13 protein-coding genes are annotated in these 16,006 nt (G+C 49.7%); 12 read left to right on the forward strand and 1 reads right to left on the reverse strand.

Translation table 11 applies throughout. The features are described 5' to 3' along the window. Nucleotides 1–43: 43 nt before the first annotated feature. The gene (locus tag T488_RS0115820; protein WP_028521653.1) at nucleotides 44–2,731 is read right to left on the reverse strand and encodes a leucine-rich repeat protein; all 2,688 of its coding nucleotides are present in this window, start codon (nucleotides 2,729–2,731) and stop codon (nucleotides 44–46) included. A gap of 486 nt (nucleotides 2,732–3,217) precedes the next feature. On the opposite strand from T488_RS0115820, the gene T488_RS19055 reads away from it, so the two are divergent. From T488_RS19055 to T488_RS0115880, 12 genes are all read left to right on the forward strand, one after another. After that, a complete protein-coding gene (locus T488_RS19055; protein WP_028521654.1) occupies nucleotides 3,218–3,799 on the forward strand; it encodes an accessory gene regulator B family protein in 582 nt (193 codons plus the stop codon). Next, nucleotides 3,799–4,524: a LytR/AlgR family response regulator transcription factor gene (locus tag T488_RS0115830; RefSeq protein ID WP_028521655.1), complete on the forward strand. Its 726-nt coding sequence runs from the start codon at nucleotides 3,799–3,801 to the stop codon at nucleotides 4,522–4,524. Before T488_RS19055 ends, T488_RS0115830 begins: the two co-directional genes overlap by 1 nt. 40 nt (nucleotides 4,525–4,564) lie before the next feature. Then, nucleotides 4,565–5,839 carry a sensor histidine kinase gene (locus tag T488_RS0115835; protein ID WP_196243338.1) on the forward strand — a complete coding sequence of 425 codons (1,275 nt, stop codon included), beginning with the start codon at nucleotides 4,565–4,567 and terminating at the stop codon, nucleotides 5,837–5,839. Between the two features lie 151 nt (nucleotides 5,840–5,990). Then, the gene (locus tag T488_RS19450; protein ID WP_082320566.1) at nucleotides 5,991–6,146 is read left to right on the forward strand and encodes a cyclic lactone autoinducer peptide; all 156 of its coding nucleotides are present in this window, start codon (nucleotides 5,991–5,993) and stop codon (nucleotides 6,144–6,146) included. Nucleotides 6,147–7,044: 898 nt separating this feature from the next. After that, the gene (locus T488_RS0115845) at nucleotides 7,045–9,684 is read left to right on the forward strand and encodes a cation-translocating P-type ATPase (RefSeq protein ID WP_028521657.1); all 2,640 of its coding nucleotides are present in this window, start codon (nucleotides 7,045–7,047) and stop codon (nucleotides 9,682–9,684) included. 185 nt (nucleotides 9,685–9,869) lie between these two features. Continuing rightward, nucleotides 9,870–10,379, forward strand: a complete 510-nt coding sequence (locus T488_RS0115850) for a GNAT family N-acetyltransferase (RefSeq protein ID WP_028521658.1) — start codon at nucleotides 9,870–9,872, stop codon at nucleotides 10,377–10,379. A 230-nt stretch (nucleotides 10,380–10,609) separates the two neighbouring features. Next, nucleotides 10,610–10,978 (forward strand): SdpI family protein, encoded by a 369-nt coding sequence (locus T488_RS0115855; protein ID WP_028521659.1) that lies wholly within the window; start codon nucleotides 10,610–10,612, stop codon nucleotides 10,976–10,978. Nucleotides 10,979–11,049: 71 nt separating this feature from the next. Continuing rightward, a complete protein-coding gene (nadA, locus tag T488_RS0115860; RefSeq protein ID WP_431767948.1) occupies nucleotides 11,050–12,000 on the forward strand; it encodes a quinolinate synthase NadA in 951 nt (316 codons plus the stop codon). Between the two features lies 1 nt (nucleotide 12,001). Further along, nucleotides 12,002–13,036, forward strand: coding sequence for a [FeFe] hydrogenase H-cluster radical SAM maturase HydE (hydE, locus tag T488_RS0115865; RefSeq protein WP_028521661.1), 1,035 nt, complete (start codon nucleotides 12,002–12,004; stop codon nucleotides 13,034–13,036). Nucleotides 13,037–13,121: 85 nt separating this feature from the next. After that, on the forward strand, nucleotides 13,122–14,066 hold the full coding sequence (locus tag T488_RS0115870; RefSeq protein ID WP_028521662.1) for a hypothetical protein: 945 nt from the start codon (nucleotides 13,122–13,124) through the stop codon (nucleotides 14,064–14,066). A gap of 11 nt (nucleotides 14,067–14,077) precedes the next feature. Next, complete coding sequence (locus tag T488_RS0115875) at nucleotides 14,078–15,034, forward strand: hypothetical protein (RefSeq protein ID WP_028521663.1); 957 nt, start codon at nucleotides 14,078–14,080, stop codon at nucleotides 15,032–15,034. A gap of 12 nt (nucleotides 15,035–15,046) precedes the next feature. After that, nucleotides 15,047–16,003 (forward strand): hypothetical protein, encoded by a 957-nt coding sequence (locus T488_RS0115880; protein WP_028521664.1) that lies wholly within the window; start codon nucleotides 15,047–15,049, stop codon nucleotides 16,001–16,003. Nucleotides 16,004–16,006: the final 3 nt, after the last annotated feature.

Below are 16,006 nucleotides of genomic sequence, written 5' to 3' on the forward strand. Positions count from 1 at the left end.
CCCGTAAGAGTTTATCTTACGGGCTTTGATAGTTTCTGAGGACTTATTGCCTTAAAAATGCTATCCTGAGTTCCACCATATCGAAGATGTCGGTGACGCCGTCCTGATTGATGTCGGCTGTGAGAGCCTGTTGTTCGGTCAGGTCTATCCTTCCGCGGAGGTACTTGCTGAACAGCACATAGTCTGCGATATTCAGCCTGTAGTCGCCGTTTATATCGCCGCGGACGAAGTTTTCCTCGCCCTCGTCGGTGGGTATGAACTTAATATTATGGACGTTGGCGTATTCATGGGCGGTGGAGTTCATTCTGCCGTGGATAGCAGGACCTGCGGCACTGTTGTACTCGTAGCCGGTGAATACAGAACTGCCAGCGCCTTCCATGCCGATATACCGCACATGGGAACTCTGAGGAGGTTTCACTGAAATAGTCGGTATAGCGTTACTGCTTATATCGCAGAAAATATCATTGATGTATATATCCTTGAGGTGATAGAGATACCGGAGCTGCTCTTTTTCAATGGCAGGGCTTTCGATTATGAGAGTCTCGATATTGCAGTCTGCGCTGTAAGTGAGATGATCGCAAAGCTGTACATCTGCGGGGATATATGCGCTCTTGACCTTGGAATCTGAGAAGTCTATGACAGCGACCTTCTTCGTGCCCTGGCGTATATTCATTTCCGCAGCGGACTTCTCCACGCCAACAGCCCAGTCGCCGATGTAACGGACGCCGTCCTCCACCTCATAGGCGGCTGTGCCGCTGAAAGCGTCGCTGTATATAGTGTGTACACTTGCAGGGATAGTCACATCGGTGAGAGAAGCGCAGTCGCGGAATGCATCAAAGCCTATTTGCTCAAGCTTTTCGGGAAGGACTACAGACTTGAGGGTTGCCGCGGCTCTGAATGCGCCGGTGTCTATTTCTGTTACGCTGTCGGGGAGAGTTATCTTCTCTACCTTGTCGCAGCCCATGAAGGCATAGCTGCCGATGTATACTACGCCGTCGGGAATGACTATCTCAGTCTTGTCGTAGTTTTTCGGGCAGCTGATAAGGGTGTGCATATCCTTGCTGTAGAGGATACCGTCCACAGCTGTATAGTTGTAGCAGTCCTCGCCTGTCTCATAGTATGAGCAGTAATTATAGAAGGGCTCATAATACGAAGGCGCGGCAAGATTGTCGGATATATGGAGCTTTTCCACGGGAGTGTCTCCGCGGAAGAAAAGTCCCGATGAGATCTTTGTTACCTGAGAATCGCCGATAAGACTGTTTATGAATACATCGGGCCGGCTGTTATCCTCACGCTCCTCGGCTGTGGAGGAGTACTTTGACACGTTGTATATCACGCCGTTTTCGGTCTGCTGGGTGTATTCCTTGTCGTAGGTGTACTCCTTCTCGTCTGCAAGGTGGAATTCCCTGTTATAGAACGAAGCGTATTTCAGCGCGGTAGAGTCCTCAGCGCCGAAGATGAGAGTGTTGAACTTTTCGGGCTCCTCGGCAGGTTCGCCGTCGACACCGATTATGGTTATGTCTTCCGTTTCACCCTTGTCCTCTGTCCAGAACTGAGGTATGGTCTTTGGGGAGTCTGCTATGCGGCAGTCCTTGTCATGTATCCACACCATTTTCAGGTGCGTGCAGCCGGTAAGGGCGTTCTGTCCGATGATCTTATTATAGAAGTCAACGCGCTCGATGTGGTTGTACATGGTGAATACCAGCAGTCTGCCCATATATTCTACGGATTCGGGTATGGTGATGACCTTGAGAGCTTTGTTATTATCGAAAAGCGCCTCGCAGGTTCCGATGGTGCCCTCTCTGAGGTCTGCACGCTGTATATCCTTGTCTGCGTCCACAGCCCAGTTGTCTACATAGAGTATACCGTCCATGTTCTCTGTGCAGCCTGCATTCTCAAAGGCGTTCATGCGTATGGAAGTGACATGGGGCGGCAGATGGAAATCACGCAGGTTATGGCAGTCCTTAAAAGCGTAGGTGCCTATCTCGTTGACAGTTTCGGGGAGCTCGACCTTGCTGAGAGCTTTGCAGCTGCCGAAAGTGATTGTGGGCAGTACTGTGATTTTATCCGGGAGAGTGACCTCTCTCAGGTTTTCGCAGCCCGCAAAAACGCCCGTACCCATTTCGCGGACGCTGTCGGGGAGGGTAATCTCCTCAAGGTCCATGCAGCCTGCAAAGGCGTAGTCGCCTATTTTCTGTATGTCGGTGGGAATGTCGCTGCTGACGGGAGTGTAAGCCGCGGGAATAACGCCGATAAGTGTGCTCAGGTCTGCGGAATAGAGATAATTGCCCTCTGTTCTTAAATAGGGGTTCTCCTCGGGAATGACTATCTCCTCAAGAGAGTCGCAGAGGTAATCATATCTTGAGAAAAACTGCGTATCCTTTGAGAGGGTGATCTTTTTCAGATTCGGGCAGTAGATAAAGGGCGTTTCGGTTATGCCCACAACTGGCAGATCCCCTATGGTGTCGGGGATGACGATTTCCTCAAGGCTTTCGGCTATTGATCTGTTGACGTTGCTGACCATTGCAAAACCGTCATATATGGCGTATATGAGGGTTCCGCTGTCTTCGTGTCTGACGGGAGTCATGTCGGCGATGTCCTCAGCGGTGAGCTCTTTTTCCGTGTGCATATATCCTCTTATCTGCACTGCCTCTGCGGTTGTGGGCATGGAAGTGCAGGCGGCTCCGCCTATGACAGCGAGAGCGGTGATGAACGAAATAAATCCCTTCATATTCTTTCCTCCTATATCCTGGATTATGTTATTATTATAACAGTCTGTGCTGTAACTGTCAATAAAAACTACTGACATAATGCGATGAAAAGGATAAAAATGTTATAATATGGATTTTATATACCACCTGTTAATCCTGTGAAGAAAAAACCGCAGAAACACGAAGTATCACATCAGAATTTAACGCAGACACGTTGCTGTGAGCACAGGTCATACCAATTTTTGCGGGTTATAAAAAACATATGAGCTCCGAGGGCACGGAGGGGGCTGCTGCGCCGTTTACTGCCCTGTGTCAGGGGCGCGAAAGCGGAAAAAACGGTCTTTGCTGTTACACTGCCGCAACATTGTGACATTTCATACATAGATGTTGCATTTTGTGCACCCGCACTTGATTTTTATGAAAATATAATATATAATGAATGAATAGAAACATCCGGATCTGCTGCCGCCACGCGGCAGACTTATGTTAACAAAGGTAACCGAAAAATGAACCGAATATTGGATCTTATAATGGAGAAGCTCCTCAGCGGCGGCTGGACCACAGAGGAGGACGCGGCTATAGTCCGCTACGGTCTTGAGCTGAATATAATGAAGACCCTTATATCTGCGGCTATGCTGGTGACAGCCTTTATCCTCAGGAGCGCACCTGCCGTCATAGTCTTCATGCTGGTTTATCCCATTATGCGGAGCTGCTGCGGCGGCTTCCATGCAAGGACAAGGACAGCCTGCTTCGTATCATCTATGCTGGTGCTGGCGGCAGTCATTGCGGCCTCCAAACTCATAAAGGACAGACCTGCACCGGCGGTCTCCGCAGGCGTTTTTGCCGCAGGAGCACTGCTTATAATCCTTCTTGCACCCGTAGAGGCTCCCAACAAGCCCTTTGACGATATAGAGAAGGCCGTTTTCCGCAGAAGGTCCCTCATAGTCACGGGGGCGGCTGTTATAGTCTGCGGAGCCCTCTGGCTTGCAGGCGCATACGGACTCATGCTTTCTTCTGCCATGGCGGTATTTTTTACGGGAGCCTTTCTCGCAGTGGGCAGACTCTCAAACAGGAAAGGAGCGGTTTGATGATAAATATTGCAATATGCGACGATGACAAGGAGATAATAGACAAAATAAAGGATTGTATATCCGAATACAGCACAGAACACTCGGTAGAATACGATGTACACAGCTTCAGGGGCGGAGAAAAGCTCCTTGAGACAAAGCTCAGCTTCGACCTGATATTCCTGGATATAGAAATGGGGGAGATCGACGGCCTCAAAACGGCTCAGCTCTTCCGCGAGATCGACAAGAAGGCAAGGATAGTCTATGTCACCAACCATTCCGAGTACGCCCTGCGAAGCTATGCCGTCCACCCGTTTGACTTCGTGGTCAAGCCCTTTGAGAAGGAGCGTATCTTCAGCGTCCTGGGCGAGCTTTCACGCTATCTTACCGAGAACGCCGAGAAGGAAGCGGTCATCCAGCTCAAGGGGGAGGAGGGACCTCTCCTCCTCAGCCTCAAGAATATCTACGCCTTTGAATACACAGGCAACCGCCGCATAACCGTATATACAAAATCGGAGAAGTACCGCATAAAGGGCAGCCTCTCCGACATATTCGCACTGGTCGATTCCGAGAACTTCGTCTCGCCCCATAAGAGCTTCATCGTCAATATGGAGCATATAGACAAGCTCAACAACTTCACGCTGTACACCACAAACGGTATCGAAGTACCCGTTGCGCAGAAAAAACTGAAGGAATTCCACAACGAGTTCAGCCGTTTCATCAAGAACTATATAAGACAGGGATAAGCTTATGTTTTTTTTACTGCACACCATATCGTCAGCGGGTATGTACATATTCACATTCATAATCTTTGACAAGCTCTATACCTCAAAGGAGCTTTCACTGCTGAAGAAGGTATTATTCGTTGCGGCTGCCTCCCTGATCATGGGAGCTGTCGGTACTACAGACATACCCATAGTCAAATTCTTCACCATGATCGCACTGCTGGTGCTGCTCAATCTGCTGTTCTACAAGCCCCCGGGGAAGGTCTTTCTCATTTATGACGCCATTTACCTCATAACCATCTGTATAGTGGAAATGCTGTCGGCACTGCTGCTGGCGGTAATGGTAAATGCGGATACCAACGACGTGAAGAGGACCCCCGTGCTGTTCCTCGCAGCCACGGTGCTGTGCTGGATAGTCATGATAGCCGTGGCGAAGTGTCTGCTGCTGCTTATAGCCGGCAAGGGCGCCAATAACATCAGGACTCATGAGTTCCTCATGTTCCTCATACTCATGATAGGCGAGATACTCCTTTTCCAGTACCTCAACGACAAGATAATCTCATCAAAGTCAAGGTGGGAGATAGTTGTAATACTCCTTACCTTCCTGTCGCTGGACCTGTATCTGGCATATCTTATCAGAATGATCTCAAAGACCTATCAGACAGAGAAGGAGCTTGAGCTGGTAACACAGCAGTCAATGCTCCAGCTCAATGCCTACAACGAGCTCAACGAGAAATACGCCGCCTCAAGGCGTATCATACACGACGTAAGGAAGCATATATCCTCTCTGGAGGGGCTCATAAACTCCAACAAAGCCGATGAGGCAGGGCACTATAAGGACCTGCTCAACGCCGAGCTGGACAAGCTCATGCCCCGTTTTGAGTGCGACAGCTCCATTCTGACCGTGGTCATCAACAACAAGCTGGACGCCGCAGAGAAGATGAATGTTGACTTCAGAGTGGACGCGGAGTTCACACGGATAGACTTCATATCCAATCTGGACATCACGGCTATATTCTCAAATATGCTGGACAATGCCTTTGAAGCCTGTGCGGAGCTCCCCGAGGAGAAGCGCAGGGTATGGCTGTCCATAACCCGCCGCAACTACTTCGTATTCATATATATGGAGAATACCTTTGCCAGCGTGGCGCCCGACGTTGAGAAGGGCTTCCGCAGCACAAAGGAGCTCCATCAGGGAATAGGTCTCTCAAATATAAGGAGCGCCTGCCTGAAGTACAACGGAAACTTCAATGTCCACACCGAGGGAGAGCAGTTCATAACGGAGCTCCTCATACCTATACCCGATACCGAGGCTAACGGAGAAGTGACCGAATAAGGGTAAAAAAACACCCCTCCGCGGGATAAAAATGCAAATAAACGGCGTTTAGTGCAAAGTTATTGACTTTTGCAAAATCCGAAATATAATAATAATTAGGCGTCGACCCGAAGGTGCCCGCATATCATTTACACAGGAGGAATTTCTTGTCATGAAGAAAAACCTAAACACTGTCAAGGCAAAACTGATGAAATCTATCGTATCAAGATCGGTAAAGGCTGCCGAGCAGAATGCCAATTCAGCTTGTGCGTGGTGGCTCAACCAGCTTGACCCCCCAAAGGATCTCAGAAAACTCAGAAAATTCTAAACACTACACTACATAACACTTAACTGAAAACTCAAAGCAATAATATTCTTACTAAAAATCTTACTTTTATTCTCTGTACTAAATATCCCACAGTCACAACAAAAGAAGCGTATGTCTATCATAATACGCCGAGCAACAATTGATCTAACAATGCTGCCAGTCAGCAACTGCCGCCAACAGTCTCAGCTATTCTATCCGACACAGTCTCAGTGCTATTCCTGAAACAGATCGATCGGACAGGCAGATGATTGCGCAGTCACCTTTTCGGGCGACGGACCTAAATTAATGGGCATTCGGTCAATAAAACTAATAAGTGACTGCACAAGGTATCGCAGGGATACAGCCTGCACGCTTGATCGTACCAACAGCTTTCATAACATATATCATATCCCCTAACGGAAAAAATCACCTGCCTTCAATAAGGAAGGCAGACGGTTTTTCCCGTACGAAGCCCAATTTTCGGTGATGATCATTGTAATGGCATTACTTTCCCGGAACAAACAGTGAACCCCCCAAAGCTTTCAGATCTCTCTTAAATAAACCATCTCTATATACCAATTACCAAAACGCTTGAAAGTATATTTTTCAGAATTTCCTTTCATTCGCTTGTTTCGCAGTAGAATCATACAGTGATTTTTCATATGAGGGAGTCCCGCTTCAGCTCCCTACGTAAAGGAGCCCGTTCCCAGCCGGAACGGGCTCCTTTACTTTCAGAGGGGATAAAAATATCTGTTTCACTGTGCTGTCACAGTTTCGTCACAGTCCGTTCACTGATATATCTTGACTTTTTGAGCTGTAGATGATAAAATATTATCTGTTTGATGATGTAATTCTGCGCCCGTAAAAAAGCGCTTTTCAGCTTCACTTATGAGACGCAGGGAGATATGGGAGGAAAATCATGAAGCATTATCTTGAAACCACCGATGCTGTCCTCAAAGAGGTAGACAGCTCCGCTTCGGGACTTACTGCGGAAGAAGCCGCAAAAAGACTTGCAGCCACAGGAAAGAACAAGCTTGACGAGCCGCCCAAGCCTACGCTGCTTGCAAGGTTCATAGAGCAGTTCAAGAACCCCATGATAATCGTGCTTATCGCAGCCGCTGTAATATCGGCTGTAACAGGCATTATCTCAGAGGGCAGGCTTGAAGCTGATGTGTTCATAATCCTTTTCGTAGTGCTGGCGAACGCTGTTCTCGGCGTATATCAGGAGAACAAGGCTGAGTCAGCCATAGAGGCGCTCCAGGCAATGAGTGCCGCACAGAGCAAGGTTTACCGCTCGGGTGAGCTTCTCGTTATCCCCAGCTCAGACCTTGTCCCCGGTGATGTCATAACCCTTGAGGCAGGCGACAATGTTCCTGCTGACTGCCGTATACTGGAAGCCGCTGCCCTCAAGGCTGAGGAGTCGGCGCTGACAGGTGAGAGCGTTCCCTCCGAGAAGGACAGCCGTGTCCTCGAAGGCGAGGATGTGCCTCTCGGCGACAGAAAGAATATGCTCTACATGGGCAGCAGCATCGCCTACGGACGTGCCGAAGCCGTTGTAGTCGCAACAGGCATGAAGACCGAGATGGGTAAGATCGCAGGCGCTATCGCAGAAGCCGATGACGATGAGACCCCTCTCCAGAAGAGCCTGGATCAGCTCAGTAAGATACTCTCTATCGCAGTTCTCATTATCTGCGTTATCATTCTCGGACTCAACATCGTTCAGATGCTTGTGAAGAACGGCACCATCACACTTCCCGGCTTCCTTGAGTCCTTCATGATCGCTGTAAGCCTTGCAGTTGCCGCTATCCCCGAGGGTCTGGCTGCGGTAGTTACCGTAGTTCTCTCCATCGGCGTTACCAATATGTCAAAGCGCGGAGCTATCATACGCCGCCTTACAGCCGTTGAGGCTCTGGGCTGCGCACAGGTCATCTGCTCCGATAAGACAGGTACTCTCACACAGAACAAGATGACCGTCGTTCATGAGAACACAGACGACAAGGAGCTCCTTGCAAAGGCTATGGCGCTCTGCTGTGACGCTCAGCTCAATTCCGACGATACGGTTACAGGTGAGCCCACAGAGGCTGCTCTGGTGGCTTATGCACACAAGTGCGGACTTAAAAAGTACGAGCTTGAGGCTGCAACTCCCCGTGTGGCAGAGGCTCCCTTCGATTCACTGAGAAAGATGATGACAACTGTTCACAAGACCGAAAAGGGCTTTGTACAGTACACCAAGGGCGCTCCCGATGAGGTGCTGAAAAACTGCACACACATGGTCAAGGAGGGCGGCGTCCGCATAATGACCGAGTCCGACAGACTTGAGATACTCCGCCGCAACAAGGAAATGGCAGACCAGGCTCTGAGAGTCCTCCTTGCAGCTTACCGCGAGTATGACGAGATCCCCGATGATATATCACCCGAGGGTCTGGAGCATGACCTTATCTACATCGGCATGACAGGCATGATCGACCCCGTTCGTCCCGAGGTAAAGGACGCTATCGGTCTCTGCCGCACAGCGGGAATACGTCCCGTAATGATAACAGGCGACCACAGGGATACAGCTGTTGCTATCGCTAAGGAGCTGGGTATCCTTGAAGAAGGTCAGCAGGCTCTCACAGGCGCAGAGCTCTCAAAGATCCCCGATGACGAGTTCAACGCTCACGTTGAGGATTACAGCGTTTATGCCCGTGTACAGCCCGAGCACAAGGTTCGTATCGTAAACGCATGGCGCAAGAAGGGCATGACCACTGCCATGACAGGCGACGGCGTAAACGATGCTCCCTCTATCAAGAGTGCCGACATCGGCGTTGGTATGGGTATCACAGGTACCGACGTTACCAAGAACGTTGCTGACATGGTCCTCACCGATGACAACTTCGCAACTATCGTAGGCGCTGTCGAGGAAGGCAGACGTATCTATGACAATATCCGCAAGGCAATACAGTTCCTGCTCTCCAGCAATCTCAGCGAGGTGCTCTGTATCCTCGTCGCTACACTGGGTCTTGCAGGACTTACAGACGGTTCATTCGTAATATTCAACCCAGTACACCTGCTCTGGATAAACCTCATCTCAGACTGCTTCCCCGCTATCGCGCTGGGTATGGAGCCTGCCGAGGACGGAATAATGTCCAGAAAGCCCAGAAGCAGCAACTCACACATCTTCTCTGACGGTCTGGGAATAAACCTGCTCTGGCAGGGCACTGTTATCGCAGCTCTTACCCTTGTTTCCTACGTTATCGGCTATCAGAGCGAGGGACACGGCGCAGGCATGACAATGGCATTCATCACCCTCTGCGTATGCGAGATGATACACGCATGGAACATGAGAAGCCTCAAGGGCTCTGTCTTCACCATGAAGAAGCACAACATCGTGCTCATCGGAGCTATCCTGCTTTCAGCTGTACTGACAATACCCGTACTCTTTATCCCTGCACTGAGAAATATCTTCTCACTGTCAGCGCTTTCGGGTATGAACTACCTTTACGCATTCCTTGCAGGTTTCTGCATACTTCCTATCGTTGAGATAGTAAAGTGCTTCCAGAGAGCAGCTTCAAAGAAGTAAGCAGTGAGGCGAAAGTATGAGCGCCAGCTCCCAACGAAATATATAACATAATATCATTGTAGGGGACGGCGTCCCCGACGACCCTTAAATGTAATCAAAATAACGGGCTGTCGAGGACGCCAGCCCCTGCTTTTTTATCCGCGTCAGCGGACAAAATAATTATGAATTGAACAGGAGGTTTTGCTATGAGACTTAGACCATACGTCCACAGCCGTGACTTTGACGCTATAAAGAAATGGGTCACCGATGAACGCACCAACGCCATGTGGAGCGCAAACCACGCTCCCTTTCCCATGGAAAAGGACGCCTTCAGCGATTTCCTTACGGCTATGTATGATAAACACGGCGACTGTCCCTTTGTTGCCGCAACGGACGAGGGAGAGACAGTGGGTTTTATATGTACTTCCATTAGCACCGACAGCAATGAGGCGATGCTTGCCTTTGTCATAGTGGACCCTGCTCAGCGGGGCAAGGGCTATGGCAGGGAGATGATAGAGCTTGCCGCAAGGTACTGCTTTGAGATACTGAATGCGGAGGCGGTTCAGCTCAACGTGTTCACCGTCAACGAGAGAGCCCGTAAATGCTACGAGAGCGCAGGCTTTACCGAGAGGCATACAACTCCCGACGCCTTCCCCTTCGGCGACGAGCTGTGGGGCAGATGCAATATGGTGAAAAAGAAGCAGCTCAGTTTTTAGGGAGCACTCGTACAGAAGCTTTACGGGTGATATTGAGGGAAACCTTTTGAAAAAGGTTTCTTCCCCGATAATTACGCATAAGCTGCTATATGAGTACAGCGGTCATGCCCGCTGTATTTTTTTTGGAACTATGCACTTTTCACTGACAACTATCCGTTATGGGTTGAAATATTATTACATATGTGGTATAATCAATAAAATGGGCAAATTATAATCAAAGGTGATACATAATGGAAATTATTATTATAGTCAACCTCATAACTTCACTTACAATACTCATTGGAGGCTGCTGCATGAAAAAATATGCTTCATCTCCTGTCGATTATACAATAGGATTCAAAACAAAAAGATCAATGGCAAGCAACGAAGCATGGTATTTTGCCAATAACAAATGCGGCAGTATATGGCTCGCTATAGGAGCAGCAGGCTTTGTCCTGACTTTAGCTGCATTTTTTCTTATCCACCCCGATCTAAGCAGTATTTCAGGCGATCATACTCAGTTTTTTCTGCTTATACTGCAAAGCGCAGCGATCATTTTTTCATTGATACTTACTGAAAATCAGTTAAAGAAGAAATTTGACATAAATGAAAAGAAATGATAAGTTCAAAAAGACATAATGTTGATCTAAAATCACAGAAAACGCCGTCTGCGGCATTCCGTGTAATTAAAATGAGAGGAAGTAAAACCATGACCGTAAGAGAATTACAGGACAAGATAATAAAGCTGAAAAAGGAGACAAATACAGCTATACTCGCTCACTGCTACCAGGCAAGAGAGATATGCGAGATCGCAGACTTCGTGGGTGACAGCTATAAGCTCAGCGTTGACGCAAAAAATATCGCTGAGGAAAATATCCTTTTCTGCGGAGTCCACTTCATGGCTGAGACCGCAAAGATGCTCTCGCCTCAGAAGCGTGTATTCCTTTCCAACAGGCACGCAGGCTGCCCCATGGCTGAGCAGATGGACAGGGAAATGATAAGCGCTGTCCGCGAGATGGAGCCTGACCGCACTGTTGTGGCTTACATCAACACTACTGCCGCGCTCAAGACCGTTTGCGATGTCTGCGTTACCTCCTCAAGCGCTCTGCGTATCGTGAGAGCTCTCGACACTGACAAGATACTCTTCATTCCCGACTGCAATCTGGGAGATTATATAAAGAGACAGTGCCCCGAAAAGGATATAAAGCTCCTTCAGGGCGGCTGCCCCACTCACGCAAGGATAACTCCCAAGGAGGTACTGGCTGCAAAGGAGGAGCACCCCGATGCTCTCTTCCTTGTTCACCCCGAGTGTACTCCCAAGGTGGTAGAGCTGGCTGACTATGTGGGCTCCACCACAGGTATCATGGACTATGCAAAGAAGTCCGACAAGAAGGAGTTCATCATTGGAACTGAAAATTCCATCGTAGAGCATTTGCAGTATGACTGCCCCGGAAAGAAATTCTATCCCGTCAGCCGTGACCTCGTCTGTCACAACATGAAGCTCACCACTCTCCCCGATATTTACAACACTCTCGTCAGTATCGGCGGCGGAGACGGCGACGCCTTCGAGATACTCATGGACGATGAGCTCATCGCTCAGGCAAGAAAGTGCATAGATGAAATGATAAGGCTGGGCGGCTGATATGACGGAACTTGTCGAAAAACTTTACAATGCGGGAGACCTCTCCGACAGCGAGCTGAAAGCTCTCATTGAGACCGATGACAGTGAGACTGCGGAGCTCATGCGCAGATACGCCGATGAGACAAGACAGAAAAGCTACGGAAAAAAGGTCTTTCTCAGGGGACTTATCGAGGTCTCAAGCTATTGCAGGAATGACTGCCTTTACTGCGGTATCCGCCGCAGCAACAAGGAGGCTGACCGCTACCGCCTCTCCCGCGAGGAGATAATGAGCTGCTGCGAAAACGGCTACGGACTGGGCTTCCGTACATTCGTCATGCAGGGCGGCGAGGACAGCTTCTTCACCGATGACTTCATGTGCTCGGTAATATCGGAAATAAAGGAAAAATATCCCGACTGCGCTGTTACACTGTCCCTGGGCGAGCGCTCCTACGACAGCTACAGGCGCATGAAGGAAGCAGGTGCGGACAGATACCTGCTCCGCCACGAAGCCGCCTCAGAGGAGCTGTATTCAAAGCTCCACCCTGCGGAGATGAGTCTTGCCCACCGCAAGGAATGTCTCTTCCAGCTCCGCGAGCTGGGCTATCAGGTAGGTGCAGGCTTCATGGTAGGCGCTCCCTATCAGACCACGGACCACATCATCGCGGACCTGCGCTTCCTTCAGGAGCTGCGTCCCCAGATGATAGGAATAGGCCCCTTTGTGCCCCACCATAACACGCCCTTTGCGGAGGAGAGCGGAGGCACTCTCGCACTGACCCTGAGACTTCTGGGCATACTCAGGCTCATGTTCCCAAAGGTGCTGCTGCCTGCCACCACTGCCCTTGGCACTATCGCTCCCAACGGAAGGGAGCTGGGGCTGAAAACAGGCTGCAACGTCGTTATGCCCAATCTCTCGCCTGTAAAGGTGAGGAAGAAATACGACCTGTACGACAACAAGATATGTACGGGCGAGGAAGCCGCCGAATGCCGCGGCTGCCTGCAAAGACGGATAGAGTCCGCAGGCTATGAGGTTTCCGCCGAGCGTGGAGACTGCATATAAGCCATTAGCCGTCAGCTGTCAGCCCTATTGCTGACAAGGCTTTATAACAAATAAAATATATACTTCGATCCAAGGAGAATAAAACATGAGAGTTCGTTTCCACCTTCCCGATTTCTCGGGTAATTTCAAGCTCAATCTCCTCTTTGCGGAAATGCTCAGGCACCGTCCCGAATTCTTCCGCGAGGGCGTGGAGATAGCTTCATTCTACGGTGTGTTCCCGCCCTCCATCTGGAACGGCGGCAGAACTCAGGGAGGAGTCTGTGACAAGACCTTCGTAAAGCAGGTCATCAAGACCTTCAACGAGAGAGGCATACCCCTGAGATTTACCTTCACAAACCCTGCACTTGAGAAAAAGCACCTCAGCGACCCCTTCTGCAACATGGTGCTGAATATGGCGAACAACGGTCTCAACGAGGCTATCGTGATGTCCCCCATACTGGAGGACTATATCCGCAGGAATTTCCCCGACTACAAGCTTACCAGCTCCACCTGCAAGCGCCTTGATACACTTGAGGGACTTCTGGGCGAGCTGGAAAAGGATTACCATATAGTTGTAATGGACTATGACCTGAACAACCGCTTTGAGCTCCTTGAAAAGATACCCATGGAGTACAGACCCCGTATCGAGTTCCTTTCAAATGCCTGCTGCGAGCCGGGATGTCCCAGGCGCTCTGCCCATTATCACTCCATAGGCGTCCAGCAGATAGCCTATAACGAGCATATAAAGAAGTACCCCAATCTCCCCTTCAATGTGGAGAAGTACGACCCCGACCACTTCCGCGACTGCCCCTACTCACAGAGAGGTATCTTCGAGATAAGAAGCCTCCGCACACATATCTCCCCCGAAGATATATGGGAGAAGTATGTGCCCATGGGCTTTGAGCAGTTCAAGATAGAGGGAAGGACTGCAAGTCCCATAAATGTGCTGGAAACATATATGTATTACATGGCAAAGCCCGAATGCCGCGACGAAGCAAGGTTCACCCTGCTGAAGACCATGGAGAATTCGGGCGCTCTGTCATTCAAGTAAGGAGGATAATCATGCGAGTTAGATTTCATCTCCCTGATTTTACGGAGCATTTCCGCTTTAATCTCGTCTTTGCGCATATGCTGAAAAACCGCCCCGACTACTTCCGCGAGGGCGTTGAGATAGCTTCATTCTACGGAGCCTTCCCCCCGTCACTGTGGAACGGCGGAAGAACTATCGGCGGTCAGTGCGACGAGAGCTTCGTCAAGGGCGTCATCAAGACCTTCAACGACCTTGGTATCCCGCTGAGATTTACCTTCACCAACCCCGTTCTGAAAGAGGAGCACCTCTATGACCCCTTCTGCAACAGAGTAATGGAGCTTGCCAACAACGGCTTCAACGAGGTCATCGTAAATTCTCCCCTGCTGGAGGACTATATCCGCAAGACCTACCCCGACTATAAGCTGACAAGCTCTACCTGCAAGCGCCTTGACACCGAGGAGGGCTTCCTTGATGAGCTGAAAAAGGACTATAACATCGTGGTCATGGACTATGACCTGAACAATAAATTCGACATTCTTGAAAAGGTGCCCATGGAGGACAGACCCCGTATCGAGTTCCTGTCAAACGCCTGCTGCAACCCGAAATGTCCCAACCGCAAGCTGGAATATGACCTTATCGGCGAGCAGATGATATACTACAACAAGCACCTTCAGGAGCACCCCGAGCTTCCCTTTGACATCAATGACTACACCGAGCGCAATGTCAACAAGCTAATACACTGCAACTGCCGCCAGCGCACACTCTATGAGATAAAGGACCTGTCCACACATATCTCTCCCGACGCTATCTGGGGCAAGTATGCTCCCATGGGCTTCGAGCAGTTCAAGATAGAGGGAAGGACTGCGGGCAATCTCTACCTCATAGACATCTATATGTACTACATGACAAAGCCCGAATGCCGCGATGAGGCAAGAATGATGTTCTTCTACAACCTGGACGCCAACGGCGTTATCCAATACGAAAGATAAGGAGGCGCTATCATGAGAGCAAGATTTCATCTTCCGGGACTGACACAGAATTTCTCCTTCAATCTCATATTTGCACACTTTATGAAGAACTGTCCCCACTATTTCCGCGAGGGCGTGGAGATAGCCTCATTCTACGGGATATTTCCCCCTGCTGTATGGAACGGCGGAAGACCCGTGAGCGGCAGGTGCGACGAGAGCTTCATAAAACAGGTCATTTCTGCCTTCAATGGTCTGGGCATACCTGTACGCCTTACCTTCACAAATCCCTGTATCACAGAGGACCTCCTCAAGGACCCCTTCTGCAACAGGCTCCTGGAGCTGGCTTACAATGACCTCAATGAGATAATCGTAAATTCACCGCTGCTGGAAGACTATATCCGTGACAAGTACCCCAACTACAAGCTGACAAGCTCTACCTGCAAGCGCCTTGACACCATTGACGGTCCCATAGGCGAGCTGAAAAAGGACTACAGCATTGTTGTGCTTGACTATGACCTGAACAATCAGTTCGACCAGCTTGAGAAGATACCACAGGAGGACAGGAGCAGATGTGAGATACTCTGCAACACCCTCTGCAATCCAAAGTGCAAGATGCGTAAGGAGCATTACAGGCTCATAGGCGAGTATTCCATCGCCTATAATGAATATGTCAACAGCGGCACCACCAAGCCCTTTGACATCAATGACTACTACGAGATAAACGAGACCAATGTCATAAACTGCGGCTGTTTCTCGCGAAATGCCTACGATATAAGAAAGCTCCCCACCCATGTGAGCCCCGATGACATCTGGGAGAAGTATCTCCCCATGGGCTTTGAGCAGTTCAAGCTTGAGGGCAGGACAGCAGGAAGGATATTCCTCACCGAGAACTACCTCTACTACATGGTGAAGCCCGAGTGCCGCGATGAAGCCCGTCTCATGCTCCTCTACAATCTGGAGCGCAACGGCATTATCCGCGTGGACAAATAAGGG

This window comes from Ruminococcus flavefaciens ND2009 (assembly GCF_000621785.1).
Taxonomy (GTDB): domain Bacteria; phylum Bacillota; class Clostridia; order Oscillospirales; family Ruminococcaceae; genus Ruminococcus; species Ruminococcus flavefaciens_C.